Genomic DNA, 23,780 nt, shown 5'->3' with positions numbered 1-23,780 from the left:
GACCACCACATGGGAATCCAGCGTGACCGTACCAACCCTCACCCGCACCGCGCCGTTCATCGCCGCCGACGTCGGCGGCACCCACGTGCGCATGAGCCTGGTTGCCGTCGACGGCGAAGGCGACACGCCGCAGGTGCTGGCCTACAGCAAGTTCCGTTGCTCGGACTACGCCAGCCTCGCCGACATCCTGCGCGAGTTCATCGCGAGCCTCGGCCGGCATCCGGTCGCGGTGGCCGTGATCGCCAGCGCCGGCTATCCGCTGGCCGATGGCACCGTGATCACCAACAACCTGCCCTGGCCGCTTTCGCCAAAGGAACTGCGCGACGGCCTTGGCCTGCAGGCGGTGCACGTGATCAACGACTTCGAGGCGGTGGCCAATGCGGTCAGCCATCTCGGCTCCAGCGAGGTGCAGCTGCTGGGTGGACCGGCGCAGGCCGCACCCGGCCCGCTGCTGGTGCTGGGCCCCGGCACCGGCCTCGGCGCCGCGGTATGGATTCCCCGCGACAAGGGCGGCGTGGTGCTGGCCACCGAGGCCGGCCAGGCGGCGCTGGCGGTGGGAACGGAACTGGAGATGCAGCTGCTGCAGCACATGCTGGGCCAGCGCAGCCACGTGCCGATCGAACACGCCCTGTCCGGGCCGGGACTGCTGCACCTGTACCAGGCGCTGTGCGCGCTGCGTGGTGCGGCGCCGGTGCATGCGCGGCCGGGCGACGTCACCACCGCGGCGATCGACGGCGACGACCCGCTCGCGCGCGAGGCGCTGGAAGTGTTCTGCGGCCTGCTCGGAAGCGCGGTGGGCGACATGGCCCTGCTGTACGGGGTGCAGGGCGTCTACCTGGCCGGCGGGATCCTGCCGCAGATGCGCGGCTTCCTGGCCGGCAGCAGCTTCCGTGCGCGCTTCCTCAACAAGGGGTCGATGCGCGAGGCGCTGGAGCGGGTCTCGGTGAAGCTCGTCGAGCACGGGCAGCTGGGCGTCATCGGCGCCGCCAGCTGGTACCTGGGATCCATTTCGTCGAAGGAGGCGCGACTGGACTGAAGCAGCGCCGGGAGCAGTGCGTGGTTGGGTTGTCCCGGTCGTCCGGGTCGTGTCAGCAGAAGGCAGTCGTCGCCGGAGGCGGGGTCTCCGGTGCAACTCAAACAATGATGGGAGAGACATCATGAAGCACCGCAAGTCCGTTCTTTCCGCCGCGATCGTGGCCTGCATGGGTCTGGCGATGCAGGCCCATGCACAGGAAGCCACCGCACCCGCCGCACCAGGCGCCACCGAGCTGGACACGGTCACCGTGGTCGGCATCCGCGGCAGCCTCAAGCAGGCCCTCGATGCCAAGCGCGACGCCGACGCCATCGTCGACGTGGTCACCGCCGAGGACGTGGGCAAGTTCCCGGCGACCAACGTCGCCGAGGCGATCACCATCATCCCCGGCGTGACCATCGACAAGGCCTTCGGGCAGGGCGAGAAGGTCTCGATCCTCGGCACCGATCCAGCGCTCAACCGGACCCTGCTCAACGGCCAGACCGTGGCCTCGGCCGACTGGTTCATCACCGACCAGCCGGGCCGCACCTTCAACTACTCGCTGCTGGCGCCGCAGATCGTCGGCCGGGTCGAGGTGTTCAAGTCGCCGGAGGCGCACATCGACGAAGGCTCCATCGGCGGCACCGTCAACATCGTCACCCGCAAGCCGCTGGACCTGGAGAAGACCACGCTTTCCGGCCAGGTCGGCTACCTGTACAACGACCGCATCGGCGACGGCGATCCGCAGGCCTCGTTGCTGGTGGGCTGGAAGAACGAGGCCGGCAACTTCGGCGTGATCGTCGCCGCCCAGCGCGCGCAGGAGAACATCCGCCGCGACGGCATCGAGTCCTACGGCACCGTGACCGGCCGCGACTACGCCTACGGCCAGGGTGGCGGCGGCTCGATCTACAACCTGCCGGCGGACTGGTCGCAGGCGCCCAATCCCGATGGCAGCCAGCCCACCCTGCCGGCCAGCTGCACCGGCACCTGCGCCAGCACCCTGCTGGCCAACCTCGACGCGGTCGGACCGAACTCGGTCAGCGCGCACTACTTCGAGCAGCAGCGCGACCGCGACACCATCTCGGTGGCGCTGCAGTTCAAGCCGGTCGAGCAGCTGGACATCGAGTTCAACGCGCTGGACGTCAAGGCCGAGTTCGACAACATGAGCCACTCCATGTTCGCCTTCAACGGCAATGCGTGGAACGGCCTGATGAAGCTGACCGACCTCGCCGTCGAGGGCGGGGTGATCACCAGGGCGACCTTCGACAACGCCCTGGTGGTGTACGACCTGATCAACCGCCAGTCGACCATCGACACCGAGTCCTACGACCTCAAGGCGACCTGGAACGACGAGCGCTGGTTCGCCACGGCCCACCTCGGCAGTTCCGAGGCCACCGGCGGCACCGGCCGCCAGGTCTACGGCGAGTTCCTGAACTGGTCCGACTACACCTACGACATCAGCGGCAACCGCAGCCTCGGCTTCCACGGCAGCAACCCGTTCCTGGATCCGTCCGCGTTCCAGATCGACGGCGGCTGGGGCGGCGACCCGTCCAGCGCGGCGACCTGGAACCCCGGCTGGGGCGGCAACATCGTGTTCAAGCCGACCCGCGACGAGGAGAGGTACGGCCAGGTCGACTTCGGCATCCGCCTTGACTCGCCCATCTACCAGGTCCGCTTCGGCGCCAAGCGCCGCGAGCACGAGACCGCCCAGAGCATGGGCGGCGTGGCCCTGGCCACGGTGGCCGGCTACGGCAACGCCACCGCCGACGAGTTCCGCCCGCGCCCGCTGCCGGGCAACTACCTCAGTGGCTTCCCGGGCACCGGCGACCTTTCCAAGCGCTTCACCATCGACGGCTGGGCCCTGGCCGACTGGATCCTCAGCGGCGACTGGCTGGCGCCGTGGCAGACCATGCCCGAGCCCAGCACCTTCAACGACCCCTCCTTCGCCGCCAACACCTGGACGGTGACCGAGGACATCAACGCGTTCTACGTGCAGGCCGACTACAGCTGGGACCGCCTGCGCGGCAACTTCGGCATGCGCTACGTGCAGACCGAGTCGGACAGCATGGGCTGGGCCTGCACCGTCAACGTCAGCCCCTGCCCGGCGAGCGGGTACGCGCCGACCAGCGTGCGCAAGAAGTACAACAACCTGCTGCCCAACCTGAACGTGGCGTACGAGGCACGCGAGGACCTGCTGCTGCGCTTCTCCGCGGCCAAGGTGATCTCGCGCCCGAACTACGGCGACATGTCCAGCTACCTGTGGCTGGGCGACCAGACCCTCACTGGCGGCGGCGGCAACCCGGACCTGGATCCGTACCAGTCCACCAACCTGGACTTCTCGGCCGAGTGGTACTTCAGCGAGAACTCGATCCTGGCCGGCACCCTGTTCCGCAAGGCCGTCTCCGACTACATCCTTGTCACCACCCGGGAGGAGACGCACTTCAACCAGAACCAGGGCGCGGACACGGTGTACAACGTCTCCCGGCCGAACAACGCCGGCGACGCCACCGTGCAGGGCTTCTCCGCCGCGTTCCAGCACACCCTGCCGGCCGGCTTCGGCCTGCTGGCCAACTACACCTGGGCAGACGCCGAGGCCGACGGCGGCGATCCGCTGCCGTACAACTCCGAACACCAGGTCAACGTCAGCCCGTTCTTCGAGAACGAGCGCTGGAGCGCGCGCCTGACCTATTCCTGGCGCTCGAAGTACTACACCCAGGTCGACCGCGGAAACTACCTGGTCACCGACGACTACGACTCGCTCGACGGCAGCGTCTCGTACCGGATCAACGACATGCTGAGCGTCAGCCTGGACGGCATGAACCTGCTCGATTCCAACTACTACACCTACGCGGAAGTGGAAGGCATCGCCAACACCGACAAGCTCGTCCGCGGCGACTACCGCACCGGACGCCGCTACCAGGCCACCCTGCGCGTGCAGTTCTGACGACGGCCACGACGCCAGCGCGTGCCGGCCATGCGACAGGCGGGCCCGGAGCGATCCGGGCCCAGTCCGCGCGCGGCCGCACGATCCGGACCACCACGGAGTGACCATGAACCGATCGACCCTGCTCCACCATGCGCGGCTGCTCGCCGCGGCCGGCCTGCTCGCGGCGCTGGCCGCCTGCGGTAGCGACCGCCAGGCACCACCCGCCGCACTGCCATCCGCCGCCGCGCCGAAGCATGACAGCCGCCTGGCCCTGGTGCCGGCGCCCGCCAGCATGACGCCCGGCGAGGGCCGCCTCGCGCTGGGGAACGGCACCACCGTGCTCGCCGGAGACGAGGCGGCGCGCGCGGTCGCCGGCCAGTTCGCCGCCCTGCTCGAGAGAGGCCGTGGCATCCGGCTGCGCATCGGCGACGACAAGCAGGGGGCGCAGGGCGCGATCCGCTTCGTGCTCGATCCGGCGCGCGCGGACGCCGGCCGCGAGGCCTACCTGCTCGAGGTCACCCCGGCTGGAGCCACGGTCAGGGCCGCGGATGCCACCGGCCTGTTCCACGGCGCCATGACCCTGCTGCAGCTGGCCACCATCGATGCGGCCGGCGCCTGGCTTCCGGCGGTGCGCATCGAGGATGCGCCGCGCTTTTCCTGGCGCGGCTTCATGATGGACCCAGCGCGCCACTTCTGGAGCGTGGACCAGGTCAAGCAGGTCATCGACGCGATGGCCCTGCACAAGCTCAACGTCCTGCACTGGCACCTGACCGACGACCAGGGCTGGCGCGTGGAGATCAGGAAGTACCCGAAGCTCACCGAAGTCGGCGGCTGCCGCATCCCCGCCGGCGACGGCGGGATCGATCCGGTGAGCGGCCAGCCGCGGCCGTATTGCGGCTATTACACCCAGGACCAGGTGCGCGAGATCGTGGCCTATGCCGCCGCGCGCCACATCACCGTGGTCCCGGAGATCAACCAGCCCGGCCACGCCACGGCGGCCATCGCCGCCTATCCGGAACTGGGGTCGACCAGTACGCCGTTGCAGCCGTCCAGCGAGTGGGGCGTGTTCCCGAACCTGTTCAACACCGAGGAAAGCACCATCGCCTTCCTCGAGGACGTGATCGGCGAGCTGGTCCCCCTGTTCCCCGGCACCTACTTCCACATCGGCGGCGACGAGGCGGTCAAGGACCAGTGGGAAGCCTCGCCGCGGGTGCAGGCACGCATGCGCGAGGTCGGGGCGAAGACCGAGATGGAGATGCAGAGCCACATCGTGGCGCGGCTGGAGAAGTTCCTCGCCGCGCACGGCAAGCGCCTCGTCGGCTGGGACGAGATCCTCGAGGGCCCGCTGCCGCCGGAGGCCACGGTGATGTCCTGGCGCGGCACCGAGGGTGGCCTCAAGGCCGCACGCGAGGGCCACGACGTGGTGATGTCGCCCTCCGGCGACCTCTACCTGGACTACCTGCAGACCGAGTCGCCATACGAGCCCCCGGGCCGGCCGGCCACGATCACCCTGCGCCAGGTCTACGACTTCGAACCGGTACCGGCGGAACTGGAGGAAGACAGGCGCCACCACATCCTCGGCCTGCAGGCCAACCTGTGGACCGAACACACCCGCACCTGGGAGCGCTTCGAACACCACGTGTTCCCGCGCCTGGCGGCGATGGCCGAGACCGGCTGGACCCCTGCCGCGCGCAAGGACTACGACGACTTCCTGCGCCGCCTGCCGGCCCAGCTGGAGCGCTATCGTGCCTGGGGGATCGGTTACGCGCTGACCCCGTTCCAGGTGGACGCGGTGGCCGTGGACGACCGCAAGGCCGGCACGGTCGAGGTGGCACTGGACAACCCGCTTGGCTACGCCGTGCACTACACCACCGACGGCAGCGAACCCAGCGCCAGCTCTCCGGCCTACAAGGCGCCGCTCACCCTGACGCTTCCGGCGCGCCTGCGCGCGGCCGCGTTCGCCGACGGACAGCCGCTGGCACCGGCCCGCGACTACGCCTGGGACGCCGCCTCCCTGCTCACCCGCAGCGACGAACAGCTGGGCATCTGCCCGGATGCCGGCCGCCTGCTGCTGCGGCTGGAGGATGATGGCCCGGCGGACGGCGAACGCGCGATCTTCAACACCACGATCTTCTATCCGTGCTGGCAGTGGAATGCGGCCGAGCTGGACGGCGTGGCCGCGGTGAAGGTACGCGCCGGGCGCATCCCTTACTACTTCCAGCTGGCGCATGACGAGCCGCACCGCACTTTCGAGCCGGCGCGATCGGCGCATGGCGAGCTCGACATCCATGCCGGAGGCTGCAACGGCCAGCGCGTGGCCAGCGTTCCGCTGCCGGCGACGACCGGCGAGGACGGCTTCGTCGAGCTGGAGGCTCCGCTGGCCGAAAGCCCCGGCGGACGCCAGGACCTGTGCCTGCGCTTCACCGGCGACACCCGGCCGCAGATGTGGGTGATCGACCGGGTGACGCTGCAGTTGCGCTGAGCGCGGACGGAACGACCGCCAGGGACACCGTCGCCGCCTCCGCGACGGTGTCCTCATGCCTCCGCCGCCGCGGTCAGCCTCCGCGGCGCAGCAGCAGGTCACGCATCCGGGTGCGCGCCGTGAGCAGGCCGGCAAGCACGCCGGTGGCGTTGGCCACTGCATCGGCCGGGTCGGCCATGCGGGTTTCGGTCAGCGCGCCCTGGGCGAATTCCAGTCCTACGCCCATCAGCACCAGGCCGATGCCGACGATCCACAGCAGGCGACCGGGCCGGAATACCTGCACCGCCGATGCCGCCAGCAACGCGTAGGCGAGGAAGTGCTCCACCTTGTCGCCATGGCGCGGCAGCTCCATCGGCGGCGGCGGAGTCAGGCTGGCCACGCAGACCACGAGCACCGCCAGCAGCCACGCGCCCAGCCACAGGTACGGCCGCCGCAGCGGCTTCAACGCACCCGCACTCACAGGCGCCACGTCATGTCGCCGAGCAGGAAGGCAGCGCCCAGGTCGATGTCGCGGGTGAAGGCCATGGCCTGGAAGCGCTCGCCCATCTGCTCGGGCAGTGTCAGGCGCTTGAGTTCCTGGCGCAGGCGCAGGGCGCCGGCTTCGTCGGTGCGCGACTCGGCCTCGGCCAGCAGCTGGTCGATGCCGTTGCCGAGCAGGAAGCTGGCCTGGCTGCAGTAGCCGGCCAGGTCCAGGCCGGCACCCGTGCCGGCCTCGGCCAGGGCGGTGAAGTCGACCGAGGCGGTGAGGTCCTGCAGGCCCGGCCAGCGCAGCACGTCCTCGTGCATGCGCTGGCGGTAGAACGCGCGCAGGGTGCCGTCGCTGCGCTGCGGCTGGTAGTACTCGCGGCGCGCGTAGCCGTAGTCGAAGAACAGCATGCCGCCGCTGCGCAGGCCGCCGCCAACCGCCTGCAGCCAGTACGGCAGCTGCGGCAGCAGCTCGGAACGGTAGCCGTCCGCGAACGGCTGCTCGAGATAGTCCTCGATATGGCGCACCGCCGCCTCGAGCAGGGCATCGGCCGGGCGGTCCACGCGCACGAAGCCGTCGTTTCCGTCCAGGGCGACATGTTCCTCGTACACCCTGCCCTCGCGCAGGACGAAACGCGGGGTCGGCAGGGCGTCGATCACCTCGTTGGCGAACAGCAGGCCGTCCCACTCGTCCTGGAACGGACGATCCAGCCACTCGACCAGTTCGAACACGGTCGGCACCAGGGTGCGCTCGAGGTGCTCGCGCTGGCGTTCGCGCAGGTCCGCGGACGGCTCGAGGATGGCGTAGCGGTCGGGCAGCGCGTCCAGTTCCAGCATGCGCTTGAGCGCGACCTCGGCGAAGGCGCCGCTGCCGCCGCCGACCTCCAGCACGCGAGCGTGCCCGCCCAGCTGGCGCAGGCCATCGGCCAGCACCCCGGACACGGTGGCCGCGAACAGCCGCCCGCTCTCGGGGGCGGTGACGAAGTCGCCGGCCGGGCCGAACTTGGTCGACCCGGCGCTGTAGTAGCCCAGGCCGGGCGCATACAGGCACAGCTCCATGAAGCGCGACATCGGGATCGCGCCACCGGAATGGCGGATCTCCCCGCGGATGTGGTCGGCCAGGATCCCGCTGTGGTGGAGGGCGCCGGGCGCGGGTTCCGGCAGGTCGGTGTGGGGGTGCATCGCTGTGGTACGGCGTGGAGAATGGCCAGCATAGCCGAGCGAGCATCCGCGATGCCCCATTCCCGCCCCGTCGTCCTGGTCACCGGTGCCGCGCGCCGCATCGGCGCCGCCATCGCGCGGCGCCTGCACGCCGCCGGCCACGACCTGGCCCTGCACTGCCATGGCTCGTTGGCGGAGATGGAGGCACTGGCGGCGGCACTCGAATCCGCGCGCCCCGGCAGCGTGCTGGTGCTGCAGGCCGACCTGCAGGATCCGGCCGCGCCAGGGCAGCTGGTGCGGCAATGCATCGACCACCATGGCCGCCTGGACGGCCTGGTGAACAACGCCTCCAGCTTCTTCCCGACCCCGCTGGGGCAGGCCGGACCGGCGCAGTGGGACGCGCTGTTCGCGGTCAACGCGCGCGCGCCGTTCTTCCTGGCCCAGGCCGCGGCACCGCACCTGCGGCAGAGCGGTGGCGCCATCGTCAACCTGGCCGACCTCTACGCCGGCACTCCGCTGCGCGACCACCCGCTGTACTCCGCTGCCAAGGCCGCGCTGGTTTCACTGACCCGCGGACTGGCCCAGGCGCTGGCACCACGGGTGCGGGTGAACGCGGTGGCACCGGGCGCGATCCTGTGGCCGGAGCAGGCGCAGGACAGCAGCGCGCAGCAGGCGATCCTGGCCGATACCGCGCTGGGTCGGGCCGGGACGCCGGAGGACATCGCCGCCGCCGTGGCCTGGCTGCTGTCAGCCGAGGCCGGCTACGTCACCGGCCAGGTGCTGCACGTGGATGGCGGCCGCACGCGCTGAAGGCGCCTCAGAGCGGCACCACCTCGAAGTCGTCGCCATGCTGCGGGTGTGCCGCCCACAGCTCGGCCAGGCTGCGCCCGCTGAGCGGATCGATGAAGCCCGGGGCGATGTCGGCCAGCGGCTTGAGCACGAAGGCGTGCTTCAGCTCCGGACGCGGGATGCGCAGCCTGTCGCCCTCGCGCAGCACCAGGTCGCCATGGAACACCACGTCCACGTCCAGGGTGCGGTCGGCCAGGCGCGGACCGGTGCGGACGCGGCCATGCCGGTCCTCCAGCGCATGCAGCCAGGCTTCGAGCTCACCCAGGCCGAGGTCGGTGCGCAGTCCGACGGCGTTGTTGAGGAATGGTGGGCCTTCGAACCCGACCGCGGGCGTGCGGTACGCGGGCGACACCATGAGCTCGCCGAAGCGCTCGCGCAGCCCGGCGATGGCGGCACGCAGGTAGCGTTCGGGTTCGACGTTGCTGCCCAGGCTCAGCAGCACGGTGGTGGCGCCGTCCATGGCAGCGGCCTCGCGGGTGTCCATCGGTTTGCTTGCTATTGCTGGGCGGACTGGTCGCCGGGGTCCTTGACCGCGGGCACCCGGCGCGGCGGAAGCGGCGGCAGGGCCGATGCCTCCTCCGTGTCCGCCGCCTGCGGTTCCCACGGGAAGCGCGGCAGGGTGCGCACCGCATTCTCCAGCTTGCGCGACCAGGTGTCGTGGATCTCGGCGTAAAGCGGGGTGTCCGCTTCCAGCCGCACCTGCTGGCTGATGCGCAGGTCGCCGGCCCGGATCAGGGCCAGGTCCACCGGCAGGCCTACCGACAGGTTGGAGCGGATGGTCGAGTCCAGCGACAGCACCGCGCAGCGCGCGGCGTCCTCCAGCGCGGTCTCGGGGCGCACGATGCGGTCCAGGATCGGCTTGCCGTACTTGGATTCGCCGATCTGCAGGTACGGCGTTTCAGGCGAGGCGGCGATGCAGTTGCCCAGCGGATAGACCAGGTAAAGACCCGGACGCTCGCCGGCGATCTGGCCGCCGAGGATCAGGGTGGCCTGGGTGTTGATGCCGCCATGCGGATCGCTGTTGCCGGCCTGCACCTGGCTGGCGACCAGCACCTCGCCCACGTACTCGGCCACCTCGAACAGGTGGCGGAAACTGCGCAGGCTGCGGGCGTCAGGATCCTCGGCATCGCGGCGCAGGCGCGAGATCGCCAGCTGGGTGGTGGCGAGGTTGCCCGCGCTCATGACCACGAAGGCGCGGTCGCCGGGGTACTCGAACACGTGCAGCTTGCGGTGCACGCGTACGTCGTCGAGCGAGGCGTTGGTGCGGGTGTCAGCCGCGAATACCAGGCCCTCGTCCACTTCGATGCCGACGCAATAGGTCATGGTTGTCTGCAGGTTCCGGTAGCGTGGATTCTACACTGAGGGCATGCGCGCCCGGCGTCGCGACGGCCGTGGCGGCAGGCGCTCAGCCGGCGAACCAGGCCTCGGCGATGGCCTCGTGCAGGCTGCCCAGGTAGACCTGCACCTCGTCCATGAAGCCGGCCGCGTCGCCAGCGGCCAGCAGCGTCGTGTCGGCCTGGCGCACCAGCCCGCTGACCCGGACCAGCGCCCGGTCCACCGCCGGGCGCGGCGGCATCGCCGGCACGATCCGGTGCAGCCGCGCCAGGCAGAACTGCACGCTGCGCGGGAACTCGGTGTCGTGCAGCAGGAAGCGCAGCGCATGCGCCGCGGTGACCCGCTGGCGCACGTGGCGGCGGTACATCTGGTAGGCGGCCAGGGCGCGCAGCACCGCCATCCACTGCATGTTGCGGTAGGCCTCGCGGTCATCGTCGTGGCGCGGCCGCACCAGGCCCGAGGCGCCGGCGTCGACGATCCGGGTAGTCATGTCCGCCTGCTCCAGCGCCGTGCCCAGGCGCAGGAACTGGAAGCCGATGTCGCGGCTGACGTTGGCCTGCAGCAGGCCGGAGACCTTGAGGCAGCCATCGGTGATGCGGCCGATGAACTCCATCCGGTAGCGGCGCGTGAGCACGCGCGGACCGTCGGCATCCAGGTACAGGTGCAGGTCGTTGACCGCCTCCCACACCTCCTGCGGCAGGGCGTCGCGGATGCCGCGCAGGATCTCGCGCGCCTGGCCCACCGAACTGCGCAGCGAGGACGGATTGCGCGCGTCCAGCAGCAGGAAGTCGAGCACGTGGCTCTCGTCCGGTTCCGGATGGATGCCCAGGAACAGGTCCTCGGCGCCGACCGTGGCGATCATCGGCCGCCAGGTGAACCTCACCGAGCGCGGCAGGTCCAGCTGCAGCAGGCTGCCGACGCCGACCAGGCGCGCGGTGTTCTCCGCACGCCGGAGGTAGCGGCTGAACCAGTAGAGCTGGCTGGCGACGCGGGAGAGCATCAGGCCATCTCCTCCAGGTCGACCACCCAGGTGTCCTTGGCGCCACCGCCCTGGGAGGAATTCACCACCAGCGAGCCTTCGGTCATCGCGACGCGGGTGAGGCCGCCGGTGGTCACGTAGGTGTCCTCGCGGGAGAGGATGAAGGGCCGCAGGTCGATATGCCGCGGCACCGGCCCCTCGGGCCCGACGATGGGCGCGGTGGAAAGCGACAGCGTGGGCTGGGCCATGTAGTTGCGCGGGTCGGCCTCGATCAGCGCACGGAACTTCTCGCGCTCCTTCCTGCCCGCACGCGGGCCGATCAGCATGCCGTAGCCGCCGGACTCGTTGGCCGGCTTCACCACCAGTTGGTCCAGGTGTTCCAGAACGTACCTGCGGTCGTCCGGGTCGTGGCAGAGGTAGCTGGGCACGTTGGGCAGGATCGGCTCCTCGTCCAGGTAGTAGCGGATCATCTTCGGCACGTAGGCGAACACGACCTTGTCGTCGGCCACCCCGGCGCCGGGCGCGTTGGCCAGCGCGACCTTGCCCGCGCGCCAGCTGCGGATCAGCCCGGGTACGCCCAGCATCGAGTCGGGATGGAACACCTCCGGGTCGATGAACAGGTCGTCGACCCGCCGGTAGACCACGTCCACCCGGCGCGGGCCGTAGACCGTGCGCATGTAGGTGCAGTCGTCGGCGGCGACGAACAGGTCGCCGCCCTCGACCAGCTCGATGCCCATGGCCTGGGCCAGGTAGGCGTGCTCGAAGTAGGCGCTGTTGAACACCCCCGGGGTCAGCAGGGCGATTACCGGGCTGTCGCCGGGGCGCGGCGACAGGGCGGCGAGGGTGTCGTAGAGCTGGGCCGGGTAGTCGTCCACCGGCAGGATCGCGCTGGTCTCGAACAGCTCCGGGAACACGCGCTTGGCGACCATCCGGTTCTCGAGCATGTAGGACACGCCCGAGGGGATGCGCAGGTTGTCCTCGAGTGCGTAGAGGGTGCCGTCGGCGTCGCGCACCAGGTCCGAGCCGCAGATATGCGCCCACACGTCCAGCGGTGGGCGCACGCCCACGCACTGCGGACGAAAGTTGACCGAATGCGCCAGCAGCTCGGCCGGGAACACCTTGTCGCGCACGATCTTCTGCGCGCCGTAGATGTCGCCGATGAACAGGTTGAGCGCCTGCATGCGCTGGCGCAGCCCGGCCTCGGTGCGCTGCCACTCGCGGCTGTCGATGATGCGCGGGATCAGGTCGAAGGGCAGGGTGCGGTCGACGTTGCGGCCGTCGCTGTAGACGGTGAAGGTGATGCCCATGACCCGGGCGGCGACATCGGCGGCCTGCTGCCGCTCGGCCAGCTCGGGTCCGGACATCCCGGAGAGGTACTCGACGAGCGGACGCGCCGCCGGGCGCGGCAGGCCATCCGGCCCGATCAGCTCGTCATACGAAGGCGTCTGGTACCTCGTCCAGTCCATCGCACCCCGCCACCCTTGCGCCGGGCGCTACCGCCGGCTTGTGCACTGCAACATGCACGCGGTCCCCGGGGGGCGTCAAGTACCTGGGAACGGAGGCCGGAAGTCCCATCCAGACGGATGCACCCGGGTTTCCCCAGGTCCCGGAGGAACACGGAAAGCCGTGAACAAGGTCCAGGCAGCGCGCCCGCCTGGCGCGCTGCCGTCCTCAGCTGGCCGCGGCCTCGTGCGGCTGGCGACGCTCGTCCACCAGCGCGCGGAAGTCCGCGCCGCCCGGCTGCTGGAACACGCGCAGGCCGAACTCCGGGAGGATCGCCAGCAGGTGGTCGAAGATGTCCGACTGGATGCCTTCGTACACCGCCCAGCGGGTGTCGTTGGTGAAGCAGTAGATCTCCAGCGGGATACCGTCGGCGCCCGGCTGCAGCTGGCGCACCAGCAGGGTCATGTCCTGGTGCACGTTCGGGTGCCGGCGCAGGTAGCGCTCGACGTAGGCGCGGAAGGTGCCGAGGTTGGTGATGCGGCGCGCGTTGAACGGCAGCTGGCCGTCCTCGCCGAGGCCGGCGTTCCACTCGGCCAGCTCGCGCTCCTTCTGCGCCAGGTATTCGCGCAGCAGCACGAAGCCGCCCAGGCGCTGGCGTTCCTCCGGATCGAGGAAGCGCACGCTGGACTGGTCCAGGTACAGCGAACGCTTGATCCGGCGCCCCCCTGCCTCCTGCATGCCACGCCAGTTCTTGAACGACTCGCTGATCAGCTTCTTGGTCGGGATCGTGGTGACGGTCTTGTCCCAGTTCTGCACCGTGACCGTGTGCAGGGCGATGTCGATCACGTCGCCATCGGCGTTCTGGCTGGGCATCTCGATCCAGTCACCGATGCGCACGCGGCCATCGCCGCTGATCTGCACGCTGGCCACCAGCGACAGCAGGGTGTCCTGGAACACCAGCATCAGCACCGCGGTCGCCGCACCCAGGCCGGTCAGCAGGTGCAGCAGCTTCACCCCGGCGAGGGTCGCGACGATCGACAGGCCGGCCAGGGCGAAGATCACGATCTTGGCTACCTGCAGGTAGCCCTTGATCGGCTTGTTGCGCGCGTCGGGACGGCGCTCGTACAGCTCGTTGACCGCATCCAGCGCATGCGACACCGCCAGCGCGAGGGTCAGCACCACCCAGGCCTGGCAGGCGCCGTGGACGAAGGCCACCAGTGCCGGCGGCAGGCCGGGAATCCAGCCGATGCCGGAGGAGATCACCATCGCCGGGACCACGTTGGCCAGGCGCGGGATCACCCGCATGTCGGCGATGCCGGGCTTGCCGGCCTGGTTTGCGAGCATCGCCAGCAGCCGGCGCAGGCCGCGCAGCAGGATCCGCTTGGTGACGAAGTTGGCGACGGCCGCGGCGAGGACCAGCAGCACAAGCAGCAGTGCCGGCCAGGCCCAGGGCCACGGTGCCAGCAGTTCCCTCAGGCCATGCAGGCCGATGACGCTGGTCCAGTCACCAGCTTTCGATACTCCAAGATCCACTTACGACTCCTTCGCCGGCGCATTGCGCTCGATGATCACGCCCACCGCCCGTGCACCGCGCACTGCACCTGGCTTGCTGAGCTTTAGGCGCACCCATTGCACGCCGAATTCCTCGATGACCAGCGCCGCGCAGCGCTCGGCCAGGGTCTCGACCAGGCCGAATCCGGACTGCTGCACGTACTCGACCAGGCGCTTGCTCACCGCCTTGTAGTCCAGGGTGTGGGCGATGTCGTCGCTGGCCGCGGGCACGCGGTTGTCGAACGCCATCTCCAGGTCGAAACGCAGGGTCTGGCGGATCCGCCGTTCCCAGTCGTAGATGCCGATCAGCGCCTCGATCTCGAGGCCCTCGATGAAGACTTTGTCCATGGGGCGGTGATTCGTGATTCGTGATTCGTGATTCGTGATTCGTGATTCGTGATTCGTAGGGCATGGTAACAGTCGTCGCCGCGACGCCAGGGCCGGCCGCTTCGCCTTGCGCTCTTCGAATCACGAATTACCAATCACCAATCACGGCGACGCCGCCGCCAACGGCGGCAGCGTCGCCATGTCCCAGCGCGGCGTAACGCGCACCGATGTGTCCTCGTGCTGCCCGGCTTCCAGGCGCAGCGCGCCGGCGAAGGCGATCATCGCGCCATTGTCGGTGCACAGCGACGGACGCGGGAAGCAGGCGCGGCCGCCGCGCCGCGCACACATCTCCTGCAGCTTCGCGCGCAGGCGCTTGTTGGCGCCGACGCCGCCGGCGATCACCAGGGTGTCGCTGCCTGCCGCGTCCAGCGCGCGCTCGCACTTGATCGCCAGGGTGTCCACCACCGCGTCCTCGAAGCCGCGGGCGATGTCGGCACGGGTCTGCTCGCCCTGGTCGGACTGCTGCCAGGCCAGCAGCACCTGGGTCTTGAGGCCGCTGAAGCTGAAATCCAGGCCGGGGCGGTCGGTCATCGGCCGGGCGAAGCGGAACGCGCCGGGCGTGCCGCGCTCGGCCAGCGCCGCCAGCTGCGGGCCACCCGGGTACGGCAGCCCCATCAGCTTGGCGGTCTTGTCGAAGGCCTCGCCGGCGGCGTCGTCCAGGGTCTCGCCAAGCAGGCGGTACTGGCCGATCGCCTCCACCGCCACCAGCTGGGTGTGGCCGCCGGAGACCAGCAGGGCCACGAACGGCGGATCCGGCGGGTTGTCCTCCATCAGCGGGGCCAGCAGGTGGCCCTCCATGTGGTGCACCGCGACCGCCGGCACGTCCAGGGACCAGGCCAGGGCGCGCGCGGTGCCGGCGCCGACCAGCAGGGCGCCGACCAGGCCGGGGCCGGCGGTGTAGGCCACGCCGTCCAGGTCGCCCGGGGCCAGGCCGGCCTCGGCCAGGGTCTGGCGCACCAGCGGCAGCAGCTTGCGCACGTGGTCGCGGCTGGCCAGCTCCGGCACCACCCCGCCGTACTCGGCATGGAGGGCGATCTGGCTGTAGACCGCATGGGCGAGCAGGCCCGCGCCGGGCGCCGTGTCGTACACGGCCACGCCGGTTTCGTCGCAGGAGGTTTCGATGCCAAGGACACGCATGGGGGACTTCCGGGGAGGGGGGGGCGGTCCGCGCGGTGGCGGATCACGGATGGGCTTGCATAGCGCCGGGGGAGGTGGCTATCATACGCGGCTCACCGGGCGCGACCCGGTATTTTGTGTCCCGGAGATTCCATGCCCAGCGTCAAAGTCCGCGAGAACGAGCCCTTCGAGTTTGCGCTGCGTCGCTTCAAGCGCACCTGCGAGAAGGCCGGTGTCCTGGCCGAAACCCGCAAGCGCGAGTACTACGAGAAGCCGACCCAGGAGCGCAAGCGCAAGGCCGCTGCCGCGGTGAAGCGCCAGCTGCGTCGCATGTCGCGCGACGTCACCAAGCGCCAGCGCCTGTACTGAGCCAGCGCTGACGCCATTGCGCCCGCGCGCGGGCGCATGGTGGACGGAGCACCGAAGCCGGCCCGCGATGCGTGGCCGGCTTTTTGCGTTCGCCATGATACGCCGCCCGACCCGCGGGCAGGCCGCCGTGGCCCCTGGTTTTGATCCGATAGGTGCGTGATGAGCCTCAAGCAGCGTCTGACCGAAGACATGAAGGCCGCCATGAAGGGCGGCGACAAGGACACCCTTGGCGTGATCCGGCTGGTCAATGCCGCGATCAAGCAGAAGGAAGTGGACGAGCGCGTCGAGCTGGATGACGCCGCCGTGCTGGCCGTGCTCGACAAGATGGTCAAGCAGCGCCGCGACTCGGTGTCCCAGTACGAAGGCGCCGGCCGTGAAGACCTGGCCGCCGTCGAGCGCGCCGAGATCGTGGTGATCGAGCGCTACCTGCCGGCCAAGCTGGACGAGGCCGCGATCCTGGCCGCGATCAACGCCGCCATCGCCCAGACCGGTGCCGCCGGCCCGGCCGACATGGGCAAGCTGATGGGCGTGCTCAAGCCGCAGCTGGCAGGCCAGGCCGACATGGGCCAGGTCTCCGCGCTGGTGAAGCGTCGCTTGGCCGGCTGAGCCGGCCGTTCCACCCTCCCCCCAGCCGGTGCCCCCGCACTGGCCCCTGCACCGGCCGCCCCCGCGGCCGGCGCAGCCCTCTTCCAGGCCCCGCTGACCGGGCGCTCACGACGCCGCTGCTGCAATGCCGGTTCCCCCGAGCGGAACGCCTCCCATGGCCGCCACTTCCCGTGAGCGACGCACCCCCGCCGCAGCCCGCGCCCTGGCCAGGCCCGCCCATGCCGGCTGACAGCCTCGCCACTCCCGCCGCCGCACCAGCTTCCATCCCGGTCGCGCGGCCGGCTGCGACGGGAGGCGGCCGTATCGGCTCGATCGACCTGGCCCGCGGCCTGGCCGTGTGCCTGATGATCGTGTCCCACGGCACCAACGGGCTGATGCCCTATGCCGACTTCCCGGACTGGGGCCAGGTGCCGATCCACGCCCTGACCAAGTTCTCCTCCTCGCTGTTCTTCATGGTCTTCGGTATCGCCCTGGCCGTGGCCTTCGTGCCGAAGACCGATGCCCCGGACTGGCCGAAACGCCGCAACCACCTGGTCCGCCGCGGCCTGCTGGTGCTGCTCTGGTACAAGCTGCTGACCGTGGTCGAGTTGTGGGACCGCGGCCGCGAGGCGGTGGTCGACGCCCTCCTGTACCGCTCCTTCCCCTCCTTCGTGGAGATCCTGGGGTTCTACGCCATCGCCCTGCTGTGGATCCCCTGGCTGCTGCCTCTGTGGGCGCGCACCCCGGCAGTACTGCGCTGGGCCAGCCCGCTGCTGGTCGGCGGACTGTGGTGGTGGGTGTCCGGCCATGTGGACTTCGACAGCCAGCCGCTGAGGGCAGTGCTGGTCGAGGACCACGAGCTGTACACCTGGGGCCAGCTCTCGCGCCTGCCGCTGGTGCTGCTGGGCCTGCTGGTCGGTGGCCTGCTGCTGCGCTGGAACCAGGATCCCCGCACCCGGCTGCTGCTCGCGGGCGGGATCGCGGTGGCCGGCTTGCTGCTGCTGGCGGCCTTCGCACACCTGGCCGGCGAACCGCTGCGCCCGGTGCTGGTGGAGGTCGGCCGCAACCACGGCAAGCATCCGCCCGGCCTGCTGTTCTCGCTGTTCAGCGTCGGCGGCGCGCTGGTACTGCTGGGCCTGAGCGTGACCGGCGGCAACCTGCTGGCACGCTGGCTGAAGCCGCTGGCGGTGGTCGGCAGCGACTCGCTGATGGCCTTCATCGTCCATATCTCGGTGATCTTCCTGCTGCTGCGCAGCGTGCTCGGCTACTACCAGGCCGTGTCCTACGAGTACGCCCTGCTGCTGTCCGGCGGGCTGGTCGTGGTGACCGCGGCATGGATCGCGTTGTGGAAGGCGATGCGGACGCGCATCCGCCAGGCCCGCGCGCAGGACGGCGATGGGCGTGCGGCCTGACCTGCGCGCCGCGCTGGCGCTGCTGCTGGCCCTGGTGGCGGGCACGGCGCTGGCGGCTCCCGCCGGCGTGGCTGGAGAGCCGGCGTGGGCGGCGCCGCTGGAGCAGCGGCTGCAGGCCATCGACCGCTCGCTGGGCGCGGGCGGCATCGGCGTCCATGTACTGCACATGGAGCGCAACGAGTCGTACGGCTACCGCGCCAGCGAGCCCTGGTACCTCGCCTCCGGGGTGAAGGTGCCGGTGGCGATCGCCGTGCTGCGCGAGGTCGACTCCGGCGCGCTGTCGCTGGACACGGAGCTGGTGCTGCGCGCCGACGATTTCGTCGATGGCGACGGTGCGACCAACCGGCACCGGCCCGGCGATGCGCTGGCGGTGTCCTGGCTGCTCGAGCAGATGCTCGTGCACAGCGACAACACCGCCACCGACGTGCTGATCCGCACCGTCGGCCTGCCGGCGGTGAACAATGTCGCGGCCGAGCTGGTCGATTCGGGCCTGCACATCACCACCCTTGCCGACGTGCGCCGCCTGGCCTATGGCCAGTTCCATCCCGCTGCCGCGCGGCTGGCCTCGCAGGACCTGCTTGCGCTCAAGCGCCAGCCGGCCGGTCCGGCGCGGGTACGCAAGCTGGCCCAGCTGCTGGGCGTACCGCTGGAGGAGCTGCGCCAGCCGGACCTGGCCTCCGCCTTCGAGGCCTACTACGCCACTGGCGCCAACAGCGCCGCGCTGGTCGACTACGGACGCATGCTGGCCAGCCTGGCCAACGGCGAAGTGCTGGGCGGGGACACCAACCGCTGGCTGCTGGAGGTGATGCTGCGGGTCCAGACCGGACAGCGCCGCCTGCGGGCCGGCCTGCCAGCGGGCATCGCCTTCGCCCACAAGACCGGCACCCAGTTCCATCGCACCTGCGACTCCGGCATAGCCATGCAGCCGGCCAACCCTCCGGCGCGGCCGCGCGGGTCGCGCGTGGTGATCGCCGCCTGCGTGCGCGGCGTCGGCACCGCCGCCGGCGAGCGCGCGCTGCGCCGGATTGCCGCGGCCATCACCGAGTCGGGGGTATTCGTGGACACCCCGCCGCAGCCCACGGTCTCGCCGCCGGCATGGCCCTGAGTTCCCGCCGCCTCCAGCCCCTCGCCCTGGTCGCACTGGCCCTGCTTGCCGGCTGCGACCGCGGCAGTCCGCCGGCCACCGACGCCGCCACTGCCGAAGCCCCTCGCCAGGCACCGGCCTGGGTTGCCGCGCTGGAGCGCGAGGTCGAGGCGATCGATGCCGCGATGCCCGGCGACTTCGGCGTCTACGTCCACCGCCTCGGTCCGCCTGCAGATGCGGGTGGGCTCGACCTGGGCGGCCGCCGTGCCTGGTACCTGTCCTCGACCATCAAGGTGCCGGTCGCGATCGCCGTGCTGGAAGCCGTCGATGCCGGCGAACTGTCGCTGGACGAAGAGATGCAGCTGAAGGCCTCCGACTTCGTCGATGGCTCCGGCGACATGCTCCAGCACGATCCCGGCGAGCGCTTCGGCATCGGCACCCTGCTGGAGAAGTCGCTGCGCGACAGCGACAGCACCGCGACCGACATGCTCATCCGCCGCATCGGCGAGGACCACCTCAACGCGCGCATCGCCGCCTGGACAGCAGGAGGCTTCGGCCAGGTCACCACCATCCAGCAGGTGCGCCGTGACGCCTACGGCGCGCTGCACCCGAAAGTGGCCGGACTCGACAGCCGCCAGATCCTGGCCCTGCGCCAGGCCGAGGCCGGCGAGCCACGCCTGCAGGCCCTGGCGGCGGCGCTGGGCGTGCCGCGCGCCGAGCTGGGCGACACCAGCTTCGAGCAGGTGTTCGAGGGCTACTACGCCCGCGGATTGAACTCGGCGACCCTGCCCGCGTTCGGCCGCATGCTCGAACGCCTGGCCGCCGGCGAACTGCTGTCGCCGGATTCCACCGCGCTGCTGCTCGGGCATATGCGCGCGATCACCACCGGCAGCCGCCGCATCCAGGCCGGCCTCCCGCCCGGCGCGGACTTCGCGCAGAAGACCGGCACCCAGCAGCAGCGCGCCTGCAATGTCGGCATCCTCGATCCGGAACGCGGCCGCGATGGCGCCACCGTGGTCGTGGCCTGCGCCGAGCACTTCGGCGAGCTGGCGCAGGCCGAGCAGGCGTTCCAGGCACTGGGTCGGGCGCTCGGCGCCATGCCATCCGCTGGCGGCTGAAACGCGGGGCCTGCAGGATCCGGCCCGCGGGCCTTAGAGTGTGGCGCCACCCACTCTCCTTGGCCCCGATGCCCATGAGCACGATCGCCCTGCGCCCGGCCACGCCTTCCGATGTCCCGCTGGTCCTCGACCTGATCCGCGAGCTGGCCGGGTACGAGCGCCTGGCCCATGAGGCCGTGGCCACCGCGGAGGACATGCAGGCGGCCCTGTTCGGCCCGCGCCCGGCGGCGGAGGTGGTGATCGCCGAATGCGACGGGGAACCCGCGGGCATGGCCCTGTTCTTCGTCACGTTCTCGACCTTCCTCGGCAAGCCCAGCCTGTACCTGGAAGACCTGTACGTGCGCCCGGATTTCCGCGGCCGCGGCATCGGTCGGCGGCTGATGACCCATCTGGCCGCGCTGGCGGTGGAGCGCGGCTACGGCCGCTTCGAATGGTCGGTGCTGGACTGGAACGCGCCGGCCATCGCCTTCTACCGCAGCCTCGGCGCGCGGCCGATGGACGAGTGGACGGTGCAGCGCGTCGATGGCCAGGCGCTCCAGGCGCTGGCCGCGCAGGCCACGCGGGACTCCAGGACCGGCTGAGCGCTCACGCACCGGCAACACCGCTGCAAACAAGCTGGAACCGCCACCATGACCTTGCCCGCATGACCCGTCCTTCCCCCAACAAGCTGCGCCGCCACCTGCAGCGCCTGCAGGAAAGCCTGCCGGTCGCGCTGGTGAAGCGCTTCGTCGAGGCCGACCTGATGACCCAGGCCGCCTCGCTGTCGTTCTACACCCTGCTGTCGCTGGCGCCGCTGCTGGTGCTGCTGCTGTGGCTGACCGCCTCGCTGTACCCGCCGGCCCAGCAGTCGCTGGTCGACCAGATCGGCGCCCTGGCCGGCGAACAGGCCGCGGTGGTGGCCGAGACCATCATCCGCAATGCCGACTCCCAGCCCGACGTGGGTTCGCTGGCCGGCCTGGCCAGCACCGGCCTGCTGTTCGTCGGCGCCACCGTGGTGTTCGCGCAGCTGCAGGGCGCGCTCAACCTGATCTTCCGCACCGGCGGCGAAAAGCTCGGCGGGCTGGGTGCCTGGTTGCGCAAGCGCGTGTTCTCGCTGGGCGTGGTCCTGGCCCTGGGCTTCCTGCTGATCGTGTCGATGATCGCCACCACCGCGCTGCAGCTGGTGTTCGCGCGCATCCCCTCGCTGCTGCCGGTGGTCGGCTACGTGACCACCCTGGTGCTGTACGCGCTGGCCTTCGCCTTCCTCTACCACTTCCTGCCGGACCGCCGGGTCGACTGGCGCCAGGCCCTGCTGGGCGGCGTGATCACCTCGGTGCTGTTCGCCCTGGGCCGCTACCTGATCGGCCTGTACCTGGCCCAGGCCGCGCCTGGCAGCGCCTATGGCTCGATGGGCGCGCTGGTCCTGCTGCTGCTGTGGATGTACTACGCCGCCCTGGTGTTCTTCGCCGGCGCGCTGATCACCGCGGTGATCGACGAGCGCATGCATGCGCGCCAACGCCTGCGCAAGGCCGGGATCACCCACCCCGAGGCGGCCACGCCGTTGCCTGCGGATCCCGTCGCGGAGCCCCGCCGCCACTGATCCAGCGGGACCGGAGCGCCCCTCCCGCCGTCCGGGGGCAACATCGGCGGGGCCAAGCGCTCGCGCGGATGGCATCCTATTGCGATGGCACGCCTCCCCGACGCATTCATCGACGACCTGCTTGCACGCTCGGACATCGTCGAGATCGTCGGCTCGCGCGTTCCGCTCAAGCGCAAGGGCCGCGAATACACCGCGCCCTGCCCGTTCCACGACGAGCGCACGCCGTCGTTCTACGTCTCTCCGACCAAGCAGTTCTACCACTGCTTCGGCTGCGGCGCGCACGGCACCGCGATCAGCTTCCTGATGAACTACGACCGCCTCGAGTTCCTCGACGCGGTCGAGGAGCTGGCGCGACGGGCCGGCATGGAGCTGCCGAAGGACACCCGCGCCGGCCCGCAGGACAACGACCTGCGCGACCAGTACGCGGCGCTGGAGGCGGCGGCCAGGCTGTTCCAGCGCCACCTGGCAGAGAGCCAGCGCGCGCGCGACTACCTCGACAGCCGCGGCGTGGATGCCGACACCCGCGCCCGCTTCGCCATCGGCTACGCGCCGGACGGCTATTCCACGCTCAAGGACACGCTGGGCACCGACGAGCGCCGGCTCAAGCTGCTGGAGCGCACCGGCATGCTCTCGCGCAACGAGCGCGGCCACGTCTACGACAAGTTCCGCGACCGGGTGATGTTCCCGATCCACGACCGCCGTGGGCGGGTGATCGCCTTCGGCGGCCGCGTGCTGGACAAGGATGCGAGTCCCAAGTACCTCAACTCGCCGGAGACCCCGCTGTTCCACAAGGGCCGCGAGCTGTACGGCCTGTGGCAGGCGAAGCAGGCCAACCAGAAGCTGGAGAGGCTGGTGGTGGTCGAGGGCTACATGGACGTGGTCACCCTGTTCCAGTTCGGCGTGACCCAGGGGGTCGCGACCCTGGGCACGGCGACCACCGCCGACCATGCCGAGCTGCTGTTCCGCAATGCGCCGGACGTGTACTTCTGTTTCGACGGCGACGCCGCCGGCCGGCGTGCGGCCTGGCGCGCGGTGGAATCGGTGCTGCCGCGCATGAAGGATGGCCGCCAGGCCTTCTTCCTGTTCCTGCCGGACGGCGAGGACCCGGACACCATCGTGCGCAAGGAGGGCGCGACCGGCTTCGACGCGCGCCTGGCCCAGGCCACGCCGCTGTCGCAGTTCTTCTTCGACGAGCTGGGCCGCGACACCAACCGCAACACGCTCGATGGCCGCGCCCGCCTGGCCGAACGCGCGCGGCCGCTGCTGGCGCAGCTGCCGGACGGCGCCTTCGCCGACCTGATGCGCCAGGAGCTGCAGCGCCAGACCGGCGTGGGCGCAGCCGCCCCCGCCACCGCGCCGGAACCGCAGCGTGCACCGTCGCGGCGGGTGGGCGCACCGGCGCAGAAGCGCAGCCTGGTCCGCAGCATGATCGCCCTGCTCCTGCAGCAGCCCTCGCTGGGCCTGCAGCTGCAGCCGCCGTATCCGTTCGCCGAACTGCGCCTGCCGGGCATGCCCCTGCTGCTGGAACTGCTGGACGTCGTCCACCAGCGCCCGGAAATCAGTACCGGCGCGCTGCTGGAGCACTTCGCCGACCACGAGCAGGGCGAGGCGCTGCGCAAGCTGGCCGCGCAGTCGCTGCCGGGCGACGAGAACAGCTGGGCGCATGAGCTGCAGGACGCGGCCGCCCAGCTGGAGAAGCAGACCCTGCAGCAGCGCATCGACGAACTGCAGCAGAAGCAGCGCAGCCAGGGCCTGGACGAGACCGACAAGTACGAGCTGCGCATGCTGCTGCAGGCCCTGAGCAGCCTGCGCGGCTGAGGCCACGCCCGCGCCAGGCATGCCATGGCATCAGCGCCTGACGTGCTAGGATGCGCGCCTCGAAGGGGAGTAGCCCCCAAACGCTGGCGTCGTCATTACGGGTCCCCGG

General features: G+C 70.6%; 21 protein-coding genes. 12 read left to right on the top strand and 9 right to left on the bottom strand.

Features of this window, described 5'->3' with window-relative positions; all coding sequences use genetic code 11:
* Positions 1–22 precede the first annotated feature (22 nt).
* The 3 genes from PSESU_RS01030 to PSESU_RS01020 all read left to right on the top strand — a co-directional run bounded on the left by PSESU_RS01030 (position 23) and on the right by PSESU_RS01020 (position 6,420).
* On the top strand, positions 23–1,036 hold the full coding sequence (locus PSESU_RS01030) for a glucokinase (RefSeq protein WP_013533899.1): 1,014 nt from the start codon (positions 23–25) through the stop codon (positions 1,034–1,036).
* A 121-nt stretch (positions 1,037–1,157) separates the two neighbouring features.
* Complete coding sequence (locus PSESU_RS01025) at positions 1,158–3,956, top strand: TonB-dependent receptor (RefSeq protein ID WP_013533898.1); 2,799 nt, start codon at positions 1,158–1,160, stop codon at positions 3,954–3,956.
* A gap of 106 nt (positions 3,957–4,062) precedes the next feature.
* Positions 4,063–6,420: a family 20 glycosylhydrolase gene (locus PSESU_RS01020; RefSeq protein WP_013533897.1), complete on the top strand. Its 2,358-nt coding sequence runs from the start codon at positions 4,063–4,065 to the stop codon at positions 6,418–6,420.
* Between the two features lie 73 nt (positions 6,421–6,493).
* Here PSESU_RS01020 and PSESU_RS01015 read toward each other — a convergent pair whose 3' ends face one another.
* Entirely contained in the window at positions 6,494–6,880 is a 387-nt protein-coding gene (locus PSESU_RS01015; RefSeq protein ID WP_041763718.1) for a membrane protein, read from the bottom strand.
* The gene (locus PSESU_RS01010) at positions 6,877–8,067 is read right to left on the bottom strand and encodes a class I SAM-dependent methyltransferase (protein ID WP_013533895.1); all 1,191 of its coding nucleotides are present in this window, start codon (positions 8,065–8,067) and stop codon (positions 6,877–6,879) included. Before PSESU_RS01010 ends, PSESU_RS01015 begins: the two co-directional genes overlap by 4 nt.
* Before the next feature lie 51 nt (positions 8,068–8,118).
* On the opposite strand from PSESU_RS01010, the gene PSESU_RS01005 reads away from it, so the two are divergent.
* On the top strand, positions 8,119–8,856 hold the full coding sequence (locus PSESU_RS01005) for a pteridine reductase (protein ID WP_013533894.1): 738 nt from the start codon (positions 8,119–8,121) through the stop codon (positions 8,854–8,856).
* A 7-nt stretch (positions 8,857–8,863) separates the two neighbouring features.
* On the opposite strand, the gene folK is transcribed toward PSESU_RS01005, so the two are convergent.
* The 7 genes from folK to tsaD form a co-directional block, all read right to left on the bottom strand.
* Positions 8,864–9,355 (bottom strand): 2-amino-4-hydroxy-6-hydroxymethyldihydropteridine diphosphokinase, encoded by a 492-nt coding sequence (gene folK / locus PSESU_RS01000; RefSeq protein ID WP_013533893.1) that lies wholly within the window; start codon positions 9,353–9,355, stop codon positions 8,864–8,866.
* Positions 9,356–9,390: 35 nt separating this feature from the next.
* Positions 9,391–10,218, bottom strand: coding sequence for a 20S proteasome subunits A and B (locus PSESU_RS00995; protein WP_013533892.1), 828 nt, complete (start codon positions 10,216–10,218; stop codon positions 9,391–9,393).
* An 82-nt stretch (positions 10,219–10,300) separates the two neighbouring features.
* On the bottom strand, positions 10,301–11,230 hold the full coding sequence (locus PSESU_RS00990) for an alpha-E domain-containing protein (RefSeq protein WP_013533891.1): 930 nt from the start codon (positions 11,228–11,230) through the stop codon (positions 10,301–10,303).
* Positions 11,230–12,675, bottom strand: coding sequence for a circularly permuted type 2 ATP-grasp protein (locus PSESU_RS00985; protein WP_013533890.1), 1,446 nt, complete (start codon positions 12,673–12,675; stop codon positions 11,230–11,232). Before PSESU_RS00985 ends, PSESU_RS00990 begins: the two co-directional genes overlap by 1 nt.
* 205 nt (positions 12,676–12,880) lie before the next feature.
* On the bottom strand, positions 12,881–14,128 hold the full coding sequence (locus PSESU_RS00980; RefSeq protein WP_049782394.1) for a mechanosensitive ion channel domain-containing protein: 1,248 nt from the start codon (positions 14,126–14,128) through the stop codon (positions 12,881–12,883).
* A gap of 57 nt (positions 14,129–14,185) precedes the next feature.
* Positions 14,186–14,551, bottom strand: a complete 366-nt coding sequence (gene folB / locus PSESU_RS00975) for a dihydroneopterin aldolase (RefSeq protein ID WP_013533888.1) — start codon at positions 14,549–14,551, stop codon at positions 14,186–14,188.
* 141 nt (positions 14,552–14,692) lie between these two features.
* Positions 14,693–15,727, bottom strand: a complete 1,035-nt coding sequence (gene tsaD, locus PSESU_RS00970; RefSeq protein WP_013533887.1) for a tRNA (adenosine(37)-N6)-threonylcarbamoyltransferase complex transferase subunit TsaD — start codon at positions 15,725–15,727, stop codon at positions 14,693–14,695.
* A 132-nt stretch (positions 15,728–15,859) separates the two neighbouring features.
* Between tsaD and rpsU the strand changes: the two genes are divergently transcribed.
* From rpsU to dnaG, 8 genes are all read left to right on the top strand, one after another.
* A complete protein-coding gene (gene rpsU / locus PSESU_RS00965) occupies positions 15,860–16,075 on the top strand; it encodes a 30S ribosomal protein S21 (protein WP_013533886.1) in 216 nt (71 codons plus the stop codon).
* Between the two features lie 159 nt (positions 16,076–16,234).
* A complete protein-coding gene (locus PSESU_RS00960) occupies positions 16,235–16,681 on the top strand; it encodes a GatB/YqeY domain-containing protein (RefSeq protein ID WP_013533885.1) in 447 nt (148 codons plus the stop codon).
* Between the two features lie 218 nt (positions 16,682–16,899).
* Positions 16,900–18,072, top strand: coding sequence for an acyltransferase family protein (locus tag PSESU_RS00955; protein ID WP_013533884.1), 1,173 nt, complete (start codon positions 16,900–16,902; stop codon positions 18,070–18,072).
* Positions 18,056–19,177 carry a serine hydrolase gene (locus PSESU_RS00950; RefSeq protein WP_013533883.1) on the top strand — a complete coding sequence of 374 codons (1,122 nt, stop codon included), beginning with the start codon at positions 18,056–18,058 and terminating at the stop codon, positions 19,175–19,177. Before PSESU_RS00955 ends, PSESU_RS00950 begins: the two co-directional genes overlap by 17 nt.
* A complete protein-coding gene (locus PSESU_RS00945; protein WP_013533882.1) occupies positions 19,168–20,274 on the top strand; it encodes a serine hydrolase in 1,107 nt (368 codons plus the stop codon). Before PSESU_RS00950 ends, PSESU_RS00945 begins: the two co-directional genes overlap by 10 nt.
* Before the next feature lie 74 nt (positions 20,275–20,348).
* On the top strand, positions 20,349–20,855 hold the full coding sequence (locus PSESU_RS00940; protein ID WP_013533881.1) for a GNAT family N-acetyltransferase: 507 nt from the start codon (positions 20,349–20,351) through the stop codon (positions 20,853–20,855).
* A gap of 62 nt (positions 20,856–20,917) precedes the next feature.
* On the top strand, positions 20,918–21,853 hold the full coding sequence (locus PSESU_RS00935) for a YihY/virulence factor BrkB family protein (protein WP_013533880.1): 936 nt from the start codon (positions 20,918–20,920) through the stop codon (positions 21,851–21,853).
* Positions 21,854–21,937: 84 nt separating this feature from the next.
* Positions 21,938–23,671 (top strand): DNA primase, encoded by a 1,734-nt coding sequence (gene dnaG / locus PSESU_RS00930; protein WP_013533879.1) that lies wholly within the window; start codon positions 21,938–21,940, stop codon positions 23,669–23,671.
* Positions 23,672–23,780: the final 109 nt, after the last annotated feature.

The organism is Pseudoxanthomonas suwonensis 11-1 (assembly GCF_000185965.1).
Lineage (GTDB): Bacteria > Pseudomonadota > Gammaproteobacteria > Xanthomonadales > Xanthomonadaceae > Pseudoxanthomonas > Pseudoxanthomonas suwonensis_A.
Note: the sequence above shows the minus strand (reverse complement) of the source record. Positions and strands in the feature narration are given on the sequence as shown.